Here is a 17,751-nt window from a genome sequence, read left to right on the forward strand (position 1 = left end):
CCCCGGCTAGCCGCGTGTGCGGCGGGCTGGGTTCGTCCGCCGGTCTTCCACTTCAGCGCTCGATAAAAAGGAAAATCCATGAGCTTTAACGCTAACTTGACGACCGCGCAGTTTGCGGCCGGCGGCACGCGCTTGATCGCCAGTTTGACCACGGCCGATCTCGCCTCGCTGTCCACCGATTACCTGGTCGCGATGACCACGTCCCAGGCGCGCGCCCTCACCGCCGCGCAACTGTCCGCCCTGCCCGAGGCCAGCATCGCTGCGCTGGAGGAGGCCGATGTCGCCGCCTTCGGCTTGGCGGCGCTGACCGTCGCCTCGCAATCGACCCGCTTCATGTCGTCGCTGACCACCAGCCAGGTGGCGTCGCTGGCGGCGGCGGAGGTGCTGGTGCTCAACCCCAAGGGCATCGGCGGGCTGGACCCGCAAGCGCTGGCCGCGCTGCGCACCGATCATCTGACCACGCTGCGGCAGGCCCAGCTGGCTGCGCTCACCGCCGATCAATTGCGCGCGCTCACCACCGCGCAGATCGCCGCGCTGACGCTGGTCCAGCTGCCTTATCTGTCGCGTCCGCACGAGGATGGCCAGGATGTGTTCCGCTCCGATCAGATCGCCGCGCTGACCACCCGCCAGGTGGCGGCGCTGAACACGATGTTCATTGCGCGCCTCAGCGCCACCGAACTGGCGGCGATGGAAACCCAGGACATCGCGGTACTGACCACGCGCCAGCTGGGCGTGCTGAATGTGAACCAGGTGCTGGCGCTGAGCGATGCGCAGCTGTACGCCATCACCAGCCGGCAGATCGGCGCGCTCGGCACTGCGCAGTTCCAGGCGCTGGATGTCCATCGCCTGCAAGCGCTGAGCACCAGTGCGCTGGCCGGCATCGGCAGCCGCCAGTTGAATGCGCTGTCCGACGAGACTTTCGCCGCGCTGGGACTGGACGATCTGTCGGCGCTGGGCCTGGCGGCCATCGGCGGCATCAGCACGCGCTTGCTGGCGTTGCTGGACGCCGACCGCATCGGCGCGCTGACCACGCGCCAGGTCGGCGCCCTCACCTCGGCCAGCCTGAACGCGCTGCGCACCGACCAGTTCCTGGCGTTGAACACGGCGCAGGTGGCCAGCCTCAAGGCGGCCCAGCTGGGCGGGCTGTCGACCGAGAATCTGGCCGCCATCCAGCTGGAAAACCTGGGTGCGCTGCCGCTGTCCTTCATCGCTTCGCTGAACTCGGCGCAGTTTGCCGCGCTCGGTGGCGCCGCGCATGACATCAGCTACCTCGCCACCAACCAGATTGTGCAGCTGCGCACCGCCGCGTTGTCCGGCATGACCACCGCGCAGGCGGTGGCGCTCACCACCGATCAAGTGGCGCGCCTGACCGGCACCCAGCTGGGCGCCTTGTCGACACAGGTGATTGCGGCGCTGGAGCCGGAAGACTTTGCCGCGCTCAGCGGCCTGGCGATTTCCGGTCTCAGCGCGAAACAGTTCGCGGTCTTGCAGAGTGACCAGATCCTCGGCCTGACCACCGCCCAAGCCGCCGGCCTGGGCAGCCAGCATCTGGCCGCGCTGACCACCGACGTGCTGCAGCAGATGCGTGAAGAGGAAATCGCCGCTCTGAAACCGGCTGCCATCACCGGCCTGCGCATCGATCAGATGCAGGCGCTGTCCAGCGACCAGCTGCGCGCGCTGACCACCACCCAGGTTGCCACGCTGAGCAGCATGCAATTCCGCGCGCTGTACAGCGATATGATCGCCAGCCTGGCGACGGACGATGTGGCGGCGCTGAACGCCAGCGTGATCGGGTCGTTGTCGGCCACTGCGCTGGCTGCGCTCAGCACCGACCAGATCGCCGCATTGGGTTCGCGTCAGGTAGCGGCCTTGTCCAGCAGCACGCTGAATGCGCTGAGCGATGCGCAGTTTGCCACGCTGAACGCGCAGCAACTGGCCGGCCTGACATCGCGCCAATACCAGACGCTGTCCGCGCACGACATGGCGGCGCTCACTTCGGCGCAATTCGGCGGCTTGTCGACGCAGGTGATTGCCAGCCTGAGTACGGCGCAGGCGGTGGCGCTGACCACCGAGCAGATGGTGGCGCTGACCACGGCGCAAGTCGTCGCGCTTAGCAAGACCACGCTGTCGGCGCTGGAGACGGAAGATCTGGCGGTGATGGAAACGGCGGATTTGCACGCGCTCAGCAGCGCGCAGTTGAAAGTGCTGTCGACCGCGCAGCTGGGCGCTTTCTCGGCCAGGCAGGCGACGGTCTTCACGACGGCGCAGACGGCCGGCCTGAGCACGGCGCAACTGGCCGTGTTGACGGCGGCCAAGGAAGCCCAGCAAGCCACGGCCACGGTGATGAGCATGCGGGTGCGTGATCTGGCGCAGGCCATGGCCTCGTACCAGGCCGAGGCGGCGCCGGCCGCACCGGATGCGCTACATCGGCACGCGGCCAGCCACTTGCAGTTGAATATTTACGCGCCGGAGACGCCGCAGCATCTGCTGACGCCAACGCGTAAATAATAAGGAAGGCGTTACAGCGGCTGGAACACGCCAGCCGCCTTATTCTTCTGCACATTGTCCCAGGCGAAGATCTTGCCGTTCATGGCGACGTACACGCCGGCCGGCAGGGTCTGCGCCACGCCGGAGGCGAAGCCGAGGTTGAACAGGGCGTCGGAATTGGCGATCTCGTAAGGAATCATGGCGCCGGTCAGCACGATGGTCTTGCCCAGGTTGGCCGGGCCCAGCACTTGCGCCGTCTGCGGCATGGTGTCGGTGCCGTGGATGATGACGATGGCTTTTTCGCCGGCTGCGCGGCACGACGCCAGGATGCGCTCGCGGTCGGCATCCACCATGTCCAGCGAATCCATCAGCGGCAGCTGTTCCAGCGCCACATCGATGGTCAGGCGGCAACGTTTCAGCAGGTCCGGCACGTGGCTGTCGGCGAAGCCCAGGGTGCCGTTCAGTTCATTGTAGTGTTTGTCGAAGGTGCCGCCGGTGGCCAGGATGCGCAGGGTCATGATAAAAACGTATGCTAAAGAATGGATGTGCATCATAACCCAAACCTCGCACTGGAAACTTGGGTAGACTATGTCTACACTGGTTTCTTTGTTCGTTTAGCTGATCATGAAAGCGCTCGCTCCCGGCACTGTTATTTTCCACCGCCACCGTGGCTACGGAGTAATCACGACGGTCAATTTGCTGACCGGCTGGATTTCCGCCCGCTTCGGTAGCGAGTCGCGCACGCTCGACCTCAATCTGTCCACCGACGAGGTGCAGTTTGCCGATGGCGAAGCGATCCTGTTCCGCCGCGCGCCGCCCGACCGCATGCCGCACGCGCGGCTGATGGCGATGGTGCGCGCGCTGCATCAGGCCGGCTATCAGAAGCTATACCTGTATTCCTGGCCCAAGCCGTCCGGGCTGCACTGGCGCTGGCATTTGTTTACCGGCCAGCGCGACTGGATGCAACGGCCGTGGCGCGAAGGCTGGTATGGCTCGGGCGCGGACTACAACAGCAATCCGGTGATGGGCTGGGGCGATACGCCGGGCGCCAGCACCGATGAGCTGATCCACGCGCTGGCGAAATTCGATCCGCAAGGGTTGGCGCAGGCGCTGGGCCGCGATGAAGATCACACCGCCTGGTTCGCCAGCGTGTGCGATGCGCTGCTGCCCGGCTATATGTACAGCCTGGACATGCAGCGGCCTGATGGCGGCCCGCTGACCGACATGCCGCCGGTACCGGTGATTCCGGTGCGCGCCACGCTGCCGCCTTATGCCGGTCCGGACATCACCTGGCCGCCCGGCTGGGCCGGCCTGTGGAGCAAGGTGCATGTGATGCCGGCCCCGCGCATCAATCTGACTGGCGTGCCTGACGAGCGTAGTCTGGATTATTGATGTTGGCCGGCGTGCCATTGGCAAACGCCACCACGTTCTGGAACGCATGCTGGAAGTACAGCTCATAGCTGTCCTGCTCGACGTAGCCCAGGTGCGGCGTCGCCAGCACGGTGGGGATGCGCAGCAGCGCTGAATCGGCCGCCAGCGGCTCCGAGTGGAACACGTCCAGCGCCGCATTGCCCGGCCGTCCCTTCAGCAGCGCCTGTTCCAGCGCATCCGGCTGCACCAGCTCGGCGCGGCTGGTGTTGACGAACAGCGCATCCGGCCGCATGCGCGCCAGATCCTCGGCGTTGACGATGCCGCGGGTGGCGTCATTCAAGCGCAGATGCAGGCTCAGCACATTGGCTTGCTCGAAGAAAGCCTCGCGCGATGCGGCCGCCGTGTAGCCGTCCGCCACCGCCTTGTCGCGGCTGGCCTGGCTGCCCCACACCATCACGTTCATGCCGAAGGCACGGCCGTAGCCGGCCACCGTCTGGCCGATCTTGCCGTAGCCCCAGATGCCCAGCGTGCGGCCCTTGAGCACGAAGCCCAGGCCGTTCAGCTCGGGGTTGATCGAGGCGGTCTGCCACAGGCCGTCTTTCAGGTTGTTCGCATATGGCACGATCTTGCGCGCCGCCGCCATGATCAGCGCCCACGTCAGTTCCGACGGCGCGGTCGGCGAACCGATGCCCTCTGCAATCGCAATCCCCAGCTCGGTGGCGGCCGCCACATCGACGTGGCCGGCCAGCTTGCCGGTCTGCGAAATCAACTTCAGGTTCGGCAATTTGGTCAGCAGGGCGCGGTTAAAGGCGGTGCGTTCGCGGATCAGCACCAGTGCGTCGTAGGGCGCCAGCCGGATCGCCAGCTGGCCGAGGCCACGAGTCGTGCTGTTGAACACTTTTACTTCGTAGCCTGCCAACAACTCAAAGCATTTCAAACTTGGAGTTGCATTTTGGTAATCATCGAGAATTGCGATTTTCATGGAAGATGAACGATCTTTTAAGAAATTTCGTAGGGAAATAACAGCCCCAGAGATAAGCCAAATAGCCTACTACTTTACTCAACTAATTCTCCTACATTTTCGTATGGAACCTTTGTTGAGGGGTGTACAATCGGCCGAAAATACAAGGCCGGACCACGAGATCCGACCCGCGCCACGACCGCCGTATGACCGCCGACCCATTTCGAATGGACCTCTGAGCGCTAGCCATAAGCTGACGACGATCTGCCGCCACCGAATTCTTTATTAGCATTGGAGGTATCATGAATCAGCCCGTGATGGGAGGCGTTGCACCATTGAACGCACCAGCTTACATCAAACAGCAAAAGCTCATCAATTGGGTGGCCGAAATCGCCGCCCTGACCAAGCCGGACCGCATCTACTGGTGCGATGGCTCGCAAGAAGAGTACGACCGCCTGTGCGCGGAGATGGTTGCCGCCGGTACCATGAAAAAGCTGAACCAGGAAAAGCGTCCGAATTCCTACCTGGCCTGCTCGGACCCGACCGACGTCGCCCGCGTGGAAGACCGCACCTTCATCTGCTCGACCACCAAGGAACAAGCCGGCCCGACCAACAACTGGATGGACCCGGCTGAAATGCGCGCCACCCTGCATCCGCTGTTCGACGGCTGCATGACCGGCCGCACCATGTATGTGGTGCCGTTCTCGATGGGCCCGCTGGGTTCGCCAATCGCCCACATCGGCGTGGAACTGTCGGACTCGCCATACGTGGCAGTCAATATGCGCACCATGACCCGCATGGGCAAGGCCGTGTATGACGTGCTGGGCACCGACGGCGAATTCGTGCCGTGCGTGCACACTGTCGGCGCGCCGCTGAAAGCCGGCCAGCAGGACGTGGCATGGCCATGCAATTCGACCAAATACATCGTGCATTACCCAGAGACCCGCGAAATCTGGTCCTTCGGTTCCGGCTACGGCGGCAACGCGCTGCTGGGCAAGAAATGCTTCGCGCTGCGCATCGCCTCCAACATGGGCTTCCAGGACGCCCAGAATGGCGGCGCTGGCTGGCTGGCCGAACACATGCTGATCCTCGGCGTGGAATCGCCGGAAGGCAAGAAGCACTACGTGGCGGCAGCCTTCCCGTCGGCGTGCGGCAAGACCAACTTCGCCATGCTGATTCCGCCAGGCACCTTCAACGGCTGGAAGATCACCACCATTGGCGACGACATCGCCTGGATCAAGCCGGGTGCCGACGGCAAGCTGTACGCCATCAACCCGGAAGCCGGCTACTTCGGCGTGGCCCCTGGCACCAACGAAAAAACCAACTACAACTGCATGGCCTCGCTGCGCGAGAACACCATCTTCACCAACGTCGCGCTGACCGATGATGGCGACGTCTGGTGGGAAGGCCTGAGCAAGCCGGCCCCAAGCCACCTGATCGACTGGCAAGGCAAGGACTGGACGCCGGAATCGACCGGCAAGGCTGCGCACCCGAACGCCCGCTTCACCGTGCCGGCCACGCAGAATCCGGTCATCGACGCAGCCTGGGATGATCCAGCCGGCGTGCCGATCTCGGCCTTCATCTTCGGCGGCCGCCGTTCGACCACCGTGCCGCTAGTCACCGAAGCGCGCAACTGGGTGGAAGGCGTCTACATGGCCGCCACCATGGGCTCGGAAACCACCGCTGCCGCTGCCGGCCAGATGGGCGTAGTGCGTCGCGATCCGTTCGCCATGCTGCCGTTCATCGGCTACAACATGAGCGACTACTTCCAGCACTGGCTGGACCTGGGCAAGAAAGTGGAGAAAATCGAAGGCGCCACGCTGCCGAAGATCTTCTGCGTCAACTGGTTCCGCACCGACGAGCAGGGCCACTTCGTCTGGCCTGGATTCGGCGACAATATGCGCGTGCTGAAGTGGATGCTGGAACGCATCGAAGGCGAAGCCGGCGGCGTCGAGAACATCTTCGGCACCACCCCGCGCTTCGGCGACATCCACTGGGACGGCATGCCGTTCTCGCCGGAAGAATTCGAGACGATCACCTCGATCGACAAGGACGCCTGGCGCGAAGAGCTGAAGCTGCATGAAGAACTGTTCACCAAACTGGCCTACCGCCTGCCGGCAGAACTGACGGCCGTGAAAGCCGAGCTGGAGAAGCGCCTGGCCCGCTAAGCCACGGTGGAGGAGACAAAAACGGCGCATAGCAATATGCGCTGTTTTTTTTGCTTGCATTTTCGCACACCTGTGCTAAAGTGCAGTCCATGGATACCCTGACCGCAAAAAGCGAAGCCACCTACGCCGCCATTCTGGAGGCGGCGCTGGATATGGCCGCCACCGACGGCATCGGCAAGCTGTCGCTGGGCGAGCTGGCCAAGCGCACCGGCATTAGCAAGAGCGGCGTGTTTTCGCGCGTCGGTTCATTGGAATCCTTGCAGGAGGCCGTGCTGGATGAGTACGACCGCCGCTTTGGCGCGGAGATTTTCCTGCCGTCGCTGCAACAGCCGCGTGGCTTGCCGCGCCTGACGGCCCAGGTCAACGCCTGGGCCAGCCGCGTCGCCGATGAGGGCTTGCGCAATTCCTGCCTGTACAGCGCCGGCGCCTTCGAGTTCGACGACCAGCAAGGCCCACTGCGCGACCGCCTGCAACAAGGCGTGATGGCCTGGCGCGCCTCGCTGCGCAAGACCATTCTGCAGGCGATGGAGCTGGGCCAGTTGCGGCCGGATACCGATCCCGGCCAGCTGGTGTACGAGATCTACAGCCTGGTGGTCGGCCTGATTCACGACACCCGCTTTCTGCACGACGACCAGACGCTGCGCCGCATGCAACGCGCCTTCAGCCGCCTGATCTCGACCTACAAGAGTTTTAACGATATGGCCTGAGCCTGCCTTTTTATTCACCAAATTTCGCACATGTGTGCGAAAACGGAGTCGACCATGAAAACCATCCTGCTGTTGCTGCTCGTCCTGCTTTGCCTGCTGTGGCCGCGACTGGGCCGCACCTTGCGTTCGCTGCCCAACCGCAACGAAGACTTCATCCTGTTTTGAATACACCGGCATAATGGTGCACCTCACATTGTGCCGGGAACCACTTGAACCGCAAACTCATCATCTTTGATTTCGACGGCACCTTGGCCGATACCCTGCCGGTGTTCTTGCAGGTGTTTGACGAAGCCGCCGACAAGTACGGTTTCAAGCGCTTCGATCCCAGCCGCAGGCAAGCGTTGCGCGACCTCGACGCGCGGCAGCTGATGACGCTCCATCAGGTGCCACTGTGGAAGCTGCCCGCCATTGCCAACTTCATGCGCGCCAGCATGGGCCGCAACACCGACGGCATCCGCCTGTTCGACGGCATGGATGAGGCGCTGCGCGCGCTGAAGGCGCAAGGCGTGCAACTGACCATCGTCAGCTCCAACTCGCGCAGCAATGTGCTGACGATCCTGGGGCCGGAGACTTCGGCACTGTTCAGCCAGTTCGAATGCGGCGCTTCGCTGTTCGGCAAGCTGCCGAAGATACGCAAGGTGCTCGCCGCCACGGGCATCGCGCGCGAGCATGTGATGCTGATCGGCGATGAGATCCGCGACGCCAGGGTATCGGCCGAAGCCGGCATCGCCTTCGGCGCCGTGGCCTGGGGCTTCAACAACGTCGACGTGCTGATTGCCGAGCAGCCGCAGCAGGTGTTCCGTCAGGTCGCCGACCTGATCGAAGCGCCCGCCGCGTCCAAGGCGCGTTAGCGGTACTGCGCCGTCTCGCCGAGGATGGCTTTCGGTTCCAGATACGCTTCCAGCCCGTACGGCCCGAACTCGCGGCCGATGCCCGATTGCTTGAAGCCGCCGAACGGCGCGATCAGGTCGTCATGGATGCCGTTGATATGCACCCGGCCGGCCACGATCTGGTCCGCGACGCGGTTGGCGCGCGCCAGGTCGGTCGAGCTGACGTAGGCTTGCAGGCCATAGGGCGTGTCGTTGGCGATGGCGATCGCTTCCTCTTCGGTCTGGTAAGTCATGATCGACAGCACCGGGCCGAAGATTTCTTCCCTGGCGATGGTCATCGACGGCGTCACGCCGGCAAACACGGTCGGCTTGACGAAGTAGCCCGCCTCCAGACCGACCGGCTTACCGAGTCCGCCGGTGACCAGTTCCGCGCCTTCCGCGATGCCCACGCCGATGTAATGCTGCACGCGATCGAACTGCTTCTGCGTGACGATCGGGCCCAGCGACACGCTGGCGTCATGTGGATCGCCGACCACCACCGCTTCCGCCGCCGCCTTGGCCAGCGCCTTCACTTCTTCCAGACGATGCGCCGGCACCAGCAGGCGCGTGCCGGCGATGCAGGCTTGGCCGTTGTTCATGTAGCAGGCCGCGATCGCATTCGGAATCGCCTTGGCGAAATCGGCGTCGTCCAGGATCACGTTGGCGCTCTTGCCGCCCAGTTCCAGCGTCACGCGCTTCATGGTGTCGACGCCGAGGCGGGCGATCTGCTTGCCGACCGGCGTCGAACCGGTGAACGAAATCTTGTTGATATCCGGGTGCACGCTTAGCTCCGCGCCGACCACGTCGCCTCGGCCGTTGACGATATTAACCACGCCCGGCGGCAGTTCCGCCGCGTGGAAGGCTTCGGTCAGGATCTGGTTCTGGCGCGCGCTCAATTCGCTCGGCTTGACCACCACCGTGCAGCCGGCCGCAATCGCCGTGGCCACCTTGTTGGCGACAAACCAGGCACTCGAATTCCACGGCGTGATGATGCCGACCACGCCCACCGGCACCAGCACCACCTTGGACTTGTTCACGGTCTTCACGTATTCATGATCGTCCATGACCTTCTTCACATCCAAAAACATATTCGCGGTGTAGCGCGAACGGCCTACGCTGCCGTTGCGTGGACCACCGTATTCTTCGATCAGCGCATCGGCCGCATCGTCGGCGCGCGCCAGCACCGCATCGTGCAGGCGTTGCAGCATGGCGCCGCGTTCCGCCTTGGTGGTGCGCGAGAAGGCCGGGAAGGCTGCCTTGGCGGCGGCGATGGCGCGGCGCGTGTCTTCCACGTCGCCCAGCCGCACCTGGCCGTCCAGCAGGCCGGTGGTGGGATTGATAAGGTCGAACATTTCGGTGCCGTGCGGCGTGACGAACTGGCCGTTGATGTAGATGTGATCGATGGTGTGCATGACAGCTCCTTGGGTAAGTTGATGGAGCCATTCTAGGAATTCGCGCGCCGCCGCATCAGTGGGATTCCTGCCGCATGGTTGCCTGATTCTGCATTCCACGCCGGGGTTTTAGCGTTTCGTCACAATTGGGCCGCAGCTTGCCGGCGCTGGCGCTACAGTGCAAGCTCACCACCTCTTTACGATAGGCCCACATGATCACCACCACCCGCATCGGCGCCGCCAGCGCCTTGTTGTTTGCCCTGTTTTTGGGCGTGGCCCATGCCGACACCACCGCGCCCGACCTGGAAGCGCGCCGTGCGGCGCTGAATAATCTGCTCACCGAGCAATGGCAGTACACCATGCGCACCAGTCCCGAATGGGCCTCGCTGCTGGGCGATAAGCGCTACAACGATAAATGGTCGGACTTCTCGCAGGCCGGCATTGACGCCGACATCCAGGCCAGCGCCGCCTTCCTCAAGCGCTTCCAGGCGGTGGATACCACTGGCTTCCCATTGCAGGAACAGCTCAATCGCGAACTGATGGTGCGCCAGTTGCAGCAGAATGTGGACGGCGCGCGCTTCAAGGACTGGGAGATGCCGCTGGCGCAGAACTCCGGCGTGCATATCGATACGCCGATGATTATCTCGGCGCTGAATTTCGAAACGGTGAAGGACTACGAGGACTACATCCAGCGCCTGCACGCGCTGCCCAAGCTGTTCGAGCAGACCCGCGTGCAGATGGAGAACGGCGTGCGCGATCACCTGATGCCGCCGCAGTTCCTGATCCCGAAAATCGTCAAGCAGTGCGAAGACGTGGCGGCCATGAAGCCGGCCGATTCGCCGTACGCGGAGCCGATCAAGAAATTCCCCAAAGAGTTCTCTGCCGCCGACAAGGCACGCCTGAGCAAGGAAGTACTGGCGGCGGTGAAGAACGACGTGGCGCCGGCGTATAAAAAACTGGCGGTCTACACCAAGACCAAATACCTGCCATACGGCCGCAAGGACGTCGGCATGTGGTCGCTGCCGGACGGCGCGGCGCGCTATGCCTTCAAGGCCCAAGCCTCCACCACCACCGAAATGACGCCGGAGCAGATCCACCAACTGGGCCTGTCGGAAGTGGCCCGCATCGAAGGCCAGATGCTGGCGACCGCGCAGAAGCTGGGCTACAAGGATCTGAAGACCTTCAACAAAGCGGTAGCCGCCAATCCGGCACTGCATCCGAAATCGCGCCAGGAGATCATCGACCTGTATCAGAAATATACGGACCAGATGTACCTCCAGCTGCCTAACCTGTTTGGCGTGCTGCCGAAGGGGAAAGTGGAGATCAAGCCGGTGGAGGAGTTCCGCGAGAAGGGCGCTTCCGCTGCGGCCTATATGTCCGGTTCCCCGGACGGCAAGCGGCCGGGCCGCGTGATGGTCAACACCGGCGACTTCGCGCACCGCTCCACCATCGATATCGAAACCACCGCGTTGCATGAAGGCGTACCCGGTCACCACATGCAGCTGACCGTGGCGCAGGAGATCCAGGGCCTGCCGGACTTCCGCCAGCAAGGCAACTACACCGCCTATGCGGAAGGCTGGGCGCTGTATTCGGAACGTCTGGGCGAGGAGCTAGGATTCTACAAAGACCCATACAGCTACTACGGCCATTTGCAGGACGAGATGCTGCGCGCGATCCGCCTGGTAGTGGATACCGGCCTGCACTCGAAGCAGTGGACCCGCCAGCAGGTAGTGGACTTCTTCCACGCCCACTCGGGCATCGAGGAAGTGGAAGTGCAGAGCGAGACCGACCGCTACATCGTCTGGCCGGGCCAGGCGCTGGGCTACAAGATCGGCCAGCTAAAGATTCTTGAACTGCGCGACTACGCCCGCAAGGAACTGGGCGACCGCTTCGACATTCGCGCCTTCCACGACCAGGTGCTGGGCGCCGGTGCCTTGCCGATGGATGTACTGGAGGCGCACATCAAACAGTGGGTGGCAAGCCAGAAGCAGGCTTGATGCCCTGAAGCCGCCGCAGGTCGATCTTGGTTACCCACCAGGCGCGGTTCTGGAAGGTGAAGTCCAGCGCGCCGATGGGGATGACTTTGCCGTCGGTTGCCTGCACTTCGCCGGGACGCGGCAGCACGTCGGTGTCGCTTTTGTTGTCTGAGAGGTAGTCCAGCGCCTGCATCAGGCGCGGGTCGTCGCGCTTCATGGCGGCGCAGACGCCGTACTGGTCGCACACCTGCACCGGGAAGGCGATGAAGCGCGCCGCGCGGTCCAGCATGTCCTCGTTGCGCAGATAGTTGAACACCCAGCTGGCGGTGTCGCCAAGGTCGCGCGCGCGGGCCAGGATGGCGTCGTTCTCCTGCAGAAGTTCAACCCGCATCGAACGGTTTTGCGAGAACAGCATGTCGTCCACGCGCCAGCCTTCGTCTTCCTGCACCAGTACATAGCGGATCTGGCGGTCGTAGGCGGTACCCATGTCGGGATAGACATTGAAGGTGGCCTCCACCACGTTGTCGCCGACGCGGCTGATGCGGAAGCTGGAGCGCTCGAAGTCCAGGCTGGGCGAGGCTTCCTGCGCATCGAGGAATACATCGCTGTCGGCGCCATAGCCGCAAATATCGTCACTGCGCGACAGGCTATAGCAAAGCTGGTTGTTGGCGTCCACCAGCGCTTCCAGTTCCGGCGTGAAGAAGCCCGGCGGCACCTGGCTCGGTTGGCGCTTGTCCGGCCGCGCCAGATGGTCGCGATAGAAATCGGTGATCAGGTCCAGCTGCTGCTGCTTCTCCGACCACGCCTTGTCGGCCAACAGTCCCACCATGGCAAACACGAACAAGCCTATGCCCAGCGGCAGCAGGCGCTTCTTATTGATCTTCATGGTGCGGTCCGTAGTTTCTTGATGTCCTGCATAGGCGGTGCGCCGAACAGGCGGCGGTATTCGCGGCTGAATTGCGAGGCGCTCTCGTAGCCGACCTTGTACGCGGCGGTGGTGGCGTCAACCTCGCCGTTCAGCAGCAGGCTGCGCGCCCGTTGCAGGCGTAGCTGCTTCTGGTATTGCATCGGCCCGATATTGGTCACCGCCTTGAAGCGGTGGTGCAGGCTGGAGACGCTCATATTGGTGGCCTGCGCCAGCTCTTCCACCTTGATCGGCTGATCGTAGTGGTCCTTGAGCCAGGCGATGGCTTTGCTGATGCCGCGGTCCTGCTGGTCCAGCACCACGTTCTGGTACAACTGGCGGCCGTAAGGGCCGTTCAGCATGCGGTAGATGATTTCGCGCTTCAGTCCCACCGCCAGGAAGGCCGCTTCCGCCGGCGGCGCTTGCAGCAAGCGCACCAGCTGGTACAAGGACTCCTGCAAGACGTCATCGGTCTGGCCGATGAAGGCGCCGCGCACCGGCTGTTCGGAATCGATGGTGATTTTCGCTTCCAGCACGATGGCTGCAATCTCCTGCGGATCGAGCTCGATGTTGAGCAGCAGGTAGGGCTTGTCGGCGGTGGCGCGGACGATGTGGCCGGAGGCCGGCATGTCGACCGACACCACCAGGTATTCGCCGGGACCGTAATCGAGCACTTCGTCGGACAGGTGCACGCGCTTGTGCCCTTGCAGGATCACGCAGCACGATGGTTTGAGCACGCCCTTGGTAACAGGCGTGGGATGGGAAGAACGCAGCAGCGACAGAAACGGGATCGCCGTCGCCACCCGCTGCTCGTCCAGCGTATGCAACTGGACGATGTCGATCATGTGATCGAGGCGGGTGGGGGCGAGATCCCGTTTCATTTTATTTCAGCAGCGGTACCAGGTATTTGCCGGTGACGCTGGCCGGATTGGCCGCCACTTCTTCCGGCGTGCCGCTGGCGATGATCTTGCCGCCGCCGGCGCCGCCTTCCGGTCCCAGATCGACGATCCAGTCGGCGGTCTTGATCACATCGAGATTGTGCTCGATGATGACCAGCGTGTTGCCCTGGTCGCGCAGGCGATGGATCACTTTCAGCAGCAGGTCGATATCGTGGAAGTGCAGGCCGGTGGTCGGCTCGTCCAGGATGTACAGCGTGCGGCCGGTGTCGCGCTTGGACAGTTCCAGCGACAGCTTGACGCGCTGCGCTTCGCCACCCGACAGCGTGGTCGCGCTCTGACCCAGCTTGATGTAGCCCAGGCCCACGTCCAGCAGCGTATGCAGCTTGCGGGCGATGACCGGCACCGGCTTGAAGAACTCGTGCGCGTCTTCGACCGTCATGTCGAGGATCTCGGTGATGTTCTTGCCCTTGTAGTGGACTTCCAGCGTTTCGCGGTTATAGCGCTTGCCGTGGCAAACATCGCACGGCACGTAGACGTCCGGCAGAAAGTGCATCTCGACCTTGATCACGCCATCGCCCTGGCACGCTTCGCAGCGGCCGCCCTTGACGTTGAACGAGAATCGGCCGGCGCTGTAGCCGCGTTCCTTCGCGGTCGGCACGGTGGCGAACAGGTCGCGGATCGGCGTGAACAAACCGGTGTAGGTGGCCGGATTCGAGCGCGGTGTGCGCCCGATCGGCGCCTGATCGACCGAGATCACCTTGTCGAAGTGTTCCAGGCCGCTGATGGTGTCGTGCGGCGCTGGTTCGGTTTGCGAACCATACAGGTGGCGCGACAGCGCCGGGAACAGCGTGTCGTTGATCAGCGTCGATTTGCCGGAGCCGGAAACGCCGGTCACGCAGGTCATCAGGCCCACCGGCAGCTTGAGGTTGACCTTCTTCAGGTTATTGCCGGTGGCGCCGGTGATCACCAGCTGCTTGTCTGGATCGGCGATGTGGCGCTTGGCCGGCACCTCGATCTTGCGCGTGCCGCTCAGGTACTGGGCGGTGAGCGACTTCTTGTTCTTCATGATGTCCTTCAGCGAACCGGCGGCGATCACTTCGCCACCGTGTACGCCGGCACCCGGCCCCATGTCGACGATGTAGTCGGCGGTGCGGATCGCGTCTTCGTCGTGCTCCACCACCAGCACGCTGTTGCCGATGTCGCGCAGATGGCGCAAGGTGTCGATCAAACGGTCATTGTCGCGCTGGTGCAGGCCGATCGACGGTTCATCCAGCACGTACATCACGCCGGTCAGGCCGGAGCCGATCTGCGACGCCAGGCGGATACGCTGCGCTTCGCCGCCGGACAGGGTGTCGGCGCTGCGGTCCAGCGACAGGTAATCCAGGCCGACGTTGTTCAGGAATTGCAGGCGCGAGATGATCTCTTTTACCACGCGGTCGGCGATGTCCTTCTTCGCGCCTTTCAGTTTCAGCTGCTCGAAGAACGACAGCGTTTCGCGCAGCGGCTTCTCGGCGATCTCGTAGATGGCCTTTTCCTGCTTGCCGGTGCCGACCTTGACGAAGCGCGCTTCGATGCGCAGGCGCGCGCCTTCGCACGAAGGACATTTTTTCTCGTTGATGAACTTCGACAGTTCTTCTTTCACCGCCATCGAATCGGTTTCGCGATAGCGGCGCGCCAGGTTGTTGACCACACCTTCGAAGGTATGTTCCTTGACCACGGTGCGGCCACGCTCATTGATATAGGTGAACGGGATCGAGGTTTTGCCGGAGCCGTTCAGCACCGCGTCCTGCGCTGCCTTCGACAGTTTTTCAAACGGCAGGTCCAGGTCGAATTCGTAGAACGCCGCCAGGTTGGACAGCATCGAGAAGTAGAACTGGTTGCGACGGTCCCACCCTTTGACCGCGCCGGAAGCCAGCGACAGGTTAGGGAAGGCGACGATGCGCTTCGGATCGAAGAACTCGATGTGACCGAGGCCGTCGCACTCCGGGCAGGCGCCCATCGGGTTATTGAACGAGAACAGGCGCGGCTCCAGCTCCTGCAACGAGTAGCCGCAGATATTGCAGGCGAACTTGTTGGAGTAGACGTGGGTGGCGCCGCTGTCCATTTCGAATGCGACGGCGCGGCCGTCGGCCAGGCGCAGCGCGGTCTCGAAGCTCTCGGCCAGGCGCTGCTTGATATCCGGGCTGACCTTGACGCGGTCGATCACCACGTCGATGGTGTGTTTCTCGGTTTTTTTCAGCTTCGGCAGGTCGTCTACTTCGTAGATTTTTGCGTCATGGGTGCCGCTCTGTACGCGGAAGCGCACGAAGCCCTGCGCCTGCATCGACTCGAACAGGTCGGAGTGCTCGCCCTTGCGGTTGGCCACCACCGGCGCCAGGATCATCAGCTTGGTGTCGGCCGGCAGGGCCAGCACCGCGTCGACCATCTGCGAGACGGTTTGCGCGGCCAGCGCCTGGTCCGGGTGGTTGATGCAATAAGGCGTACCGACGCGCGCGTACAGCAGACGCAGATAATCGTGGATCTCGGTCACGGTGCCAACCGTCGAACGCGGGTTGTGCGAAGTGGCTTTCTGCTCGATCGAAATGGCCGGCGACAGGCCTTCGATCAGGTCCACATCCGGCTTTTCCATCAGTTGCAGGAACTGGCGGGCGTAGGCCGACAGCGATTCCACATAGCGGCGCTGGCCCTCGGCGTACAGCGTATCGAACGCCAGCGAGGATTTGCCGGAACCGGACAAGCCGGTAATCACAATCAGCTTGTTGCGTGGCAGGTCAAGATTGATGTTTTTCAGGTTGTGCGTGCGTGCGCCGCGGATGCGGATCTGTTCCATGGGATTTTTGGCCTTTAGAGTCAACCCGTCACTATAGCCGGGTTTGATTACTTGCGCCGGGCGCGCGCTGGTTCGTGCGTGCGCAGGCTAACACTGTACATAATACCAGTATTTTCTTGCGCCGTTTCAACTTGCCTGATGCGAACGTTGCTGCAGCGCTTCGCCGATCATCACCAGCACCGGACCCTGCGCGGCGTCCAGCCCGTTGGCCAGACCGTCCAGCGTCAGGCGCAGGATGCGCTGGTCTACGCGGCTGCAATTTTCCACCACCACCACCGGCAGATCGGGCCGGCGGCCTTCGGCCAGCAGACGCGTTGCGGTCGCGGCCGCTTCCCGGCCACCCATGTATTGCACCAGAGTATCGGTTTCCGGTAACGCCGGATGGTCCGGCTCGTCCGGCGCGGTGCTGGAGGTAAAGAAAGCGACGCTGCGGGCCACGCCGCGGCGGGTCAGCGGTTGCTTGGTGGCGGCGGCGGCGGCGAGCGCGGTGGTGATGCCGGGCACCACTTCGACCTCGATGCCTTCCGCTTCCAGCGCGCGCAACTCTTCGTCGGCGCGGCCGAACAGCATCGGATCGCCGCCCTTGAGGCGCACCACCAACTGGTATTGCTGCGCGCATTCCACCAGTTGCTGGTTGATCAGCGTTTGCGCGGTCGAGCGCTGGCCGGAGCGTTTGCCGACCGAAATCAGCCTGGCCTGCGCACACAGGGCCAGCATTTCAGGCGTGACCAGTGCGTCGTACAACACCACGTCGGCCTGCGCCAGCAAACGCGCACCGCGCACGGTGATCAAGTCATCCGCTCCCGGCCCTGCTCCGATCAAATAGACTTTCCCCAGCGCTGCCATACATTCCCTTTTAGACGATTCAAGACGAATGATACCGGCTGCGGCGTGGTTTGGGTTTAGCTTGGCACGTGTCCGGCGGCTAGTGTAAGATGCGATCCTTGGGTGCGCCGAATTTTGTTGTAAAGGCGTTAAACGGGAAACCGGTGTAATTCCGGTGCAGCCCCCGCTGCTGTAAGCCTGACGACTCCGTCAACACGTCACTGCCGTCACACGCGGGAAGACACGGAGAAGGATGAAGGCGAGCCAGAATACCGGCCCAAAAAGTCCAGCACCATTCCCCGGGGTCACGGGAAGCCGCTGTCGACCCCGGCCGCCAGTCCCACGCCCTCCGTCGACCGTCCT

The 17,751-nt window shown here is 63.1% G+C and carries 13 protein-coding genes and 1 riboswitch; of the genes, 6 read left to right on the forward strand and 7 right to left on the reverse strand.

Annotation, left to right across the window (positions count from 1 at the left end; all coding sequences use genetic code 11):
• Nucleotides 1-78 precede the first annotated feature (78 nt).
• Nucleotides 79-2,508 (forward strand): hypothetical protein, encoded by a 2,430-nt coding sequence (locus tag GTP69_RS12460; protein ID WP_161055200.1) that lies wholly within the window; start codon nucleotides 79-81, stop codon nucleotides 2,506-2,508.
• 11 nt (nucleotides 2,509-2,519) lie between these two features.
• Here the strand turns inward: GTP69_RS12460 and GTP69_RS12465 are convergent, their stop codons facing one another.
• Nucleotides 2,520-3,005, reverse strand: a complete 486-nt coding sequence (locus GTP69_RS12465; protein ID WP_161055201.1) for an asparaginase domain-containing protein — start codon at nucleotides 3,003-3,005, stop codon at nucleotides 2,520-2,522.
• A 106-nt stretch (nucleotides 3,006-3,111) separates the two neighbouring features.
• Here GTP69_RS12465 and GTP69_RS12470 point away from each other — a divergent pair, with 106 nt between their 5' ends.
• Nucleotides 3,112-3,879 carry an L-asparaginase gene (locus GTP69_RS12470; protein WP_110846649.1) on the forward strand — a complete coding sequence of 256 codons (768 nt, stop codon included), beginning with the start codon at nucleotides 3,112-3,114 and terminating at the stop codon, nucleotides 3,877-3,879.
• On the opposite strand, the gene GTP69_RS12475 is transcribed toward GTP69_RS12470, so the two are convergent.
• On the reverse strand, nucleotides 3,836-4,840 hold the full coding sequence (locus GTP69_RS12475) for a D-2-hydroxyacid dehydrogenase family protein (RefSeq protein ID WP_161055202.1): 1,005 nt from the start codon (nucleotides 4,838-4,840) through the stop codon (nucleotides 3,836-3,838). The genes GTP69_RS12470 and GTP69_RS12475 overlap by 44 nt on opposite strands.
• Before the next feature lie 281 nt (nucleotides 4,841-5,121).
• Between GTP69_RS12475 and GTP69_RS12480 the strand changes: the two genes are divergently transcribed.
• The 3 genes from GTP69_RS12480 to GTP69_RS12490 all read left to right on the forward strand — a co-directional run bounded on the left by GTP69_RS12480 (nucleotide 5,122) and on the right by GTP69_RS12490 (nucleotide 8,545).
• The gene (locus tag GTP69_RS12480; protein ID WP_161055203.1) at nucleotides 5,122-6,987 is read left to right on the forward strand and encodes a phosphoenolpyruvate carboxykinase (GTP); all 1,866 of its coding nucleotides are present in this window, start codon (nucleotides 5,122-5,124) and stop codon (nucleotides 6,985-6,987) included.
• A gap of 89 nt (nucleotides 6,988-7,076) precedes the next feature.
• Nucleotides 7,077-7,694 (forward strand): TetR/AcrR family transcriptional regulator, encoded by a 618-nt coding sequence (locus GTP69_RS12485; protein ID WP_110845837.1) that lies wholly within the window; start codon nucleotides 7,077-7,079, stop codon nucleotides 7,692-7,694.
• A gap of 209 nt (nucleotides 7,695-7,903) precedes the next feature.
• Nucleotides 7,904-8,545, forward strand: coding sequence for an HAD hydrolase-like protein (locus GTP69_RS12490; RefSeq protein WP_161055204.1), 642 nt, complete (start codon nucleotides 7,904-7,906; stop codon nucleotides 8,543-8,545).
• Here the strand turns inward: GTP69_RS12490 and GTP69_RS12495 are convergent.
• A complete protein-coding gene (locus GTP69_RS12495; RefSeq protein ID WP_161055205.1) occupies nucleotides 8,542-9,975 on the reverse strand; it encodes an aldehyde dehydrogenase family protein in 1,434 nt (477 codons plus the stop codon). The genes GTP69_RS12490 and GTP69_RS12495 overlap by 4 nt on opposite strands.
• Nucleotides 9,976-10,166: 191 nt before the next feature.
• On the opposite strand from GTP69_RS12495, the gene GTP69_RS12500 reads away from it, so the two are divergent.
• A complete protein-coding gene (locus tag GTP69_RS12500) occupies nucleotides 10,167-11,951 on the forward strand; it encodes a DUF885 domain-containing protein (RefSeq protein WP_161055206.1) in 1,785 nt (594 codons plus the stop codon).
• On the opposite strand, the gene GTP69_RS12505 is transcribed toward GTP69_RS12500, so the two are convergent.
• From GTP69_RS12505 to cobA, 4 genes are all read right to left on the reverse strand, one after another.
• A complete protein-coding gene (locus GTP69_RS12505) occupies nucleotides 11,917-12,816 on the reverse strand; it encodes a hypothetical protein (protein ID WP_161055207.1) in 900 nt (299 codons plus the stop codon). The two genes, GTP69_RS12500 and GTP69_RS12505, sit on opposite strands and share 35 nt — an antisense overlap.
• Complete coding sequence (locus tag GTP69_RS12510; protein WP_161055208.1) at nucleotides 12,813-13,715, reverse strand: AraC family transcriptional regulator; 903 nt, start codon at nucleotides 13,713-13,715, stop codon at nucleotides 12,813-12,815. Before GTP69_RS12510 ends, GTP69_RS12505 begins: the two co-directional genes overlap by 4 nt.
• A 1-nt stretch (nucleotide 13,716) precedes the next feature.
• Nucleotides 13,717-16,563 carry an excinuclease ABC subunit UvrA gene (gene uvrA / locus GTP69_RS12515; protein WP_161055209.1) on the reverse strand — a complete coding sequence of 949 codons (2,847 nt, stop codon included), beginning with the start codon at nucleotides 16,561-16,563 and terminating at the stop codon, nucleotides 13,717-13,719.
• A 126-nt stretch (nucleotides 16,564-16,689) separates the two neighbouring features.
• Nucleotides 16,690-17,409: a uroporphyrinogen-III C-methyltransferase gene (cobA, locus tag GTP69_RS12520; protein ID WP_161055210.1), complete on the reverse strand. Its 720-nt coding sequence runs from the start codon at nucleotides 17,407-17,409 to the stop codon at nucleotides 16,690-16,692.
• Nucleotides 17,410-17,492: 83 nt separating this feature from the next.
• Nucleotides 17,493-17,683, forward strand: a riboswitch (cobalamin riboswitch).
• Nucleotides 17,684-17,751 lie beyond the last annotated feature (68 nt).

Source organism: Duganella levis, assembly GCF_009857605.1.
GTDB classification, from domain to species: domain Bacteria; phylum Pseudomonadota; class Gammaproteobacteria; order Burkholderiales; family Burkholderiaceae_D; genus Rugamonas; species Rugamonas levis.

Excerpts from the sequence above, each read along its gene's own strand:
- GTP69_RS12460 (WP_161055200.1), top strand. The coding sequence starts at position 79 with ATGAGCTTTAACGCTAACTTGACGACCGCGCAGTTTGCGGCCGGCGGC.
- GTP69_RS12505 (WP_161055207.1), bottom strand. The coding sequence starts at position 12,816 with ATGAAGATCAATAAGAAGCGCCTGCTGCCGCTGGGCATAGGCTTGTTC.
- GTP69_RS12500 (WP_161055206.1), top strand. The coding sequence starts at position 10,167 with ATGATCACCACCACCCGCATCGGCGCCGCCAGCGCCTTGTTGTTTGCC.
- uvrA (WP_161055209.1), bottom strand. The coding sequence starts at position 16,563 with ATGGAACAGATCCGCATCCGCGGCGCACGCACGCACAACCTGAAAAAC.
- GTP69_RS12465 (WP_161055201.1), bottom strand. The coding sequence starts at position 3,005 with ATGACCCTGCGCATCCTGGCCACCGGCGGCACCTTCGACAAACACTAC.
- GTP69_RS12480 (WP_161055203.1), top strand. The coding sequence starts at position 5,122 with ATGAATCAGCCCGTGATGGGAGGCGTTGCACCATTGAACGCACCAGCT.
- GTP69_RS12495 (WP_161055205.1), bottom strand. The coding sequence starts at position 9,975 with ATGCACACCATCGATCACATCTACATCAACGGCCAGTTCGTCACGCCG.
- GTP69_RS12510 (WP_161055208.1), bottom strand. The coding sequence starts at position 13,715 with ATGAAACGGGATCTCGCCCCCACCCGCCTCGATCACATGATCGACATC.
- GTP69_RS12475 (WP_161055202.1), bottom strand. The coding sequence starts at position 4,840 with ATGAAAATCGCAATTCTCGATGATTACCAAAATGCAACTCCAAGTTTG.
- GTP69_RS12485 (WP_110845837.1), top strand. The coding sequence starts at position 7,077 with ATGGATACCCTGACCGCAAAAAGCGAAGCCACCTACGCCGCCATTCTG.
- cobA (WP_161055210.1), bottom strand. The coding sequence starts at position 17,409 with ATGGCAGCGCTGGGGAAAGTCTATTTGATCGGAGCAGGGCCGGGAGCG.
- GTP69_RS12470 (WP_110846649.1), top strand. The coding sequence starts at position 3,112 with ATGAAAGCGCTCGCTCCCGGCACTGTTATTTTCCACCGCCACCGTGGC.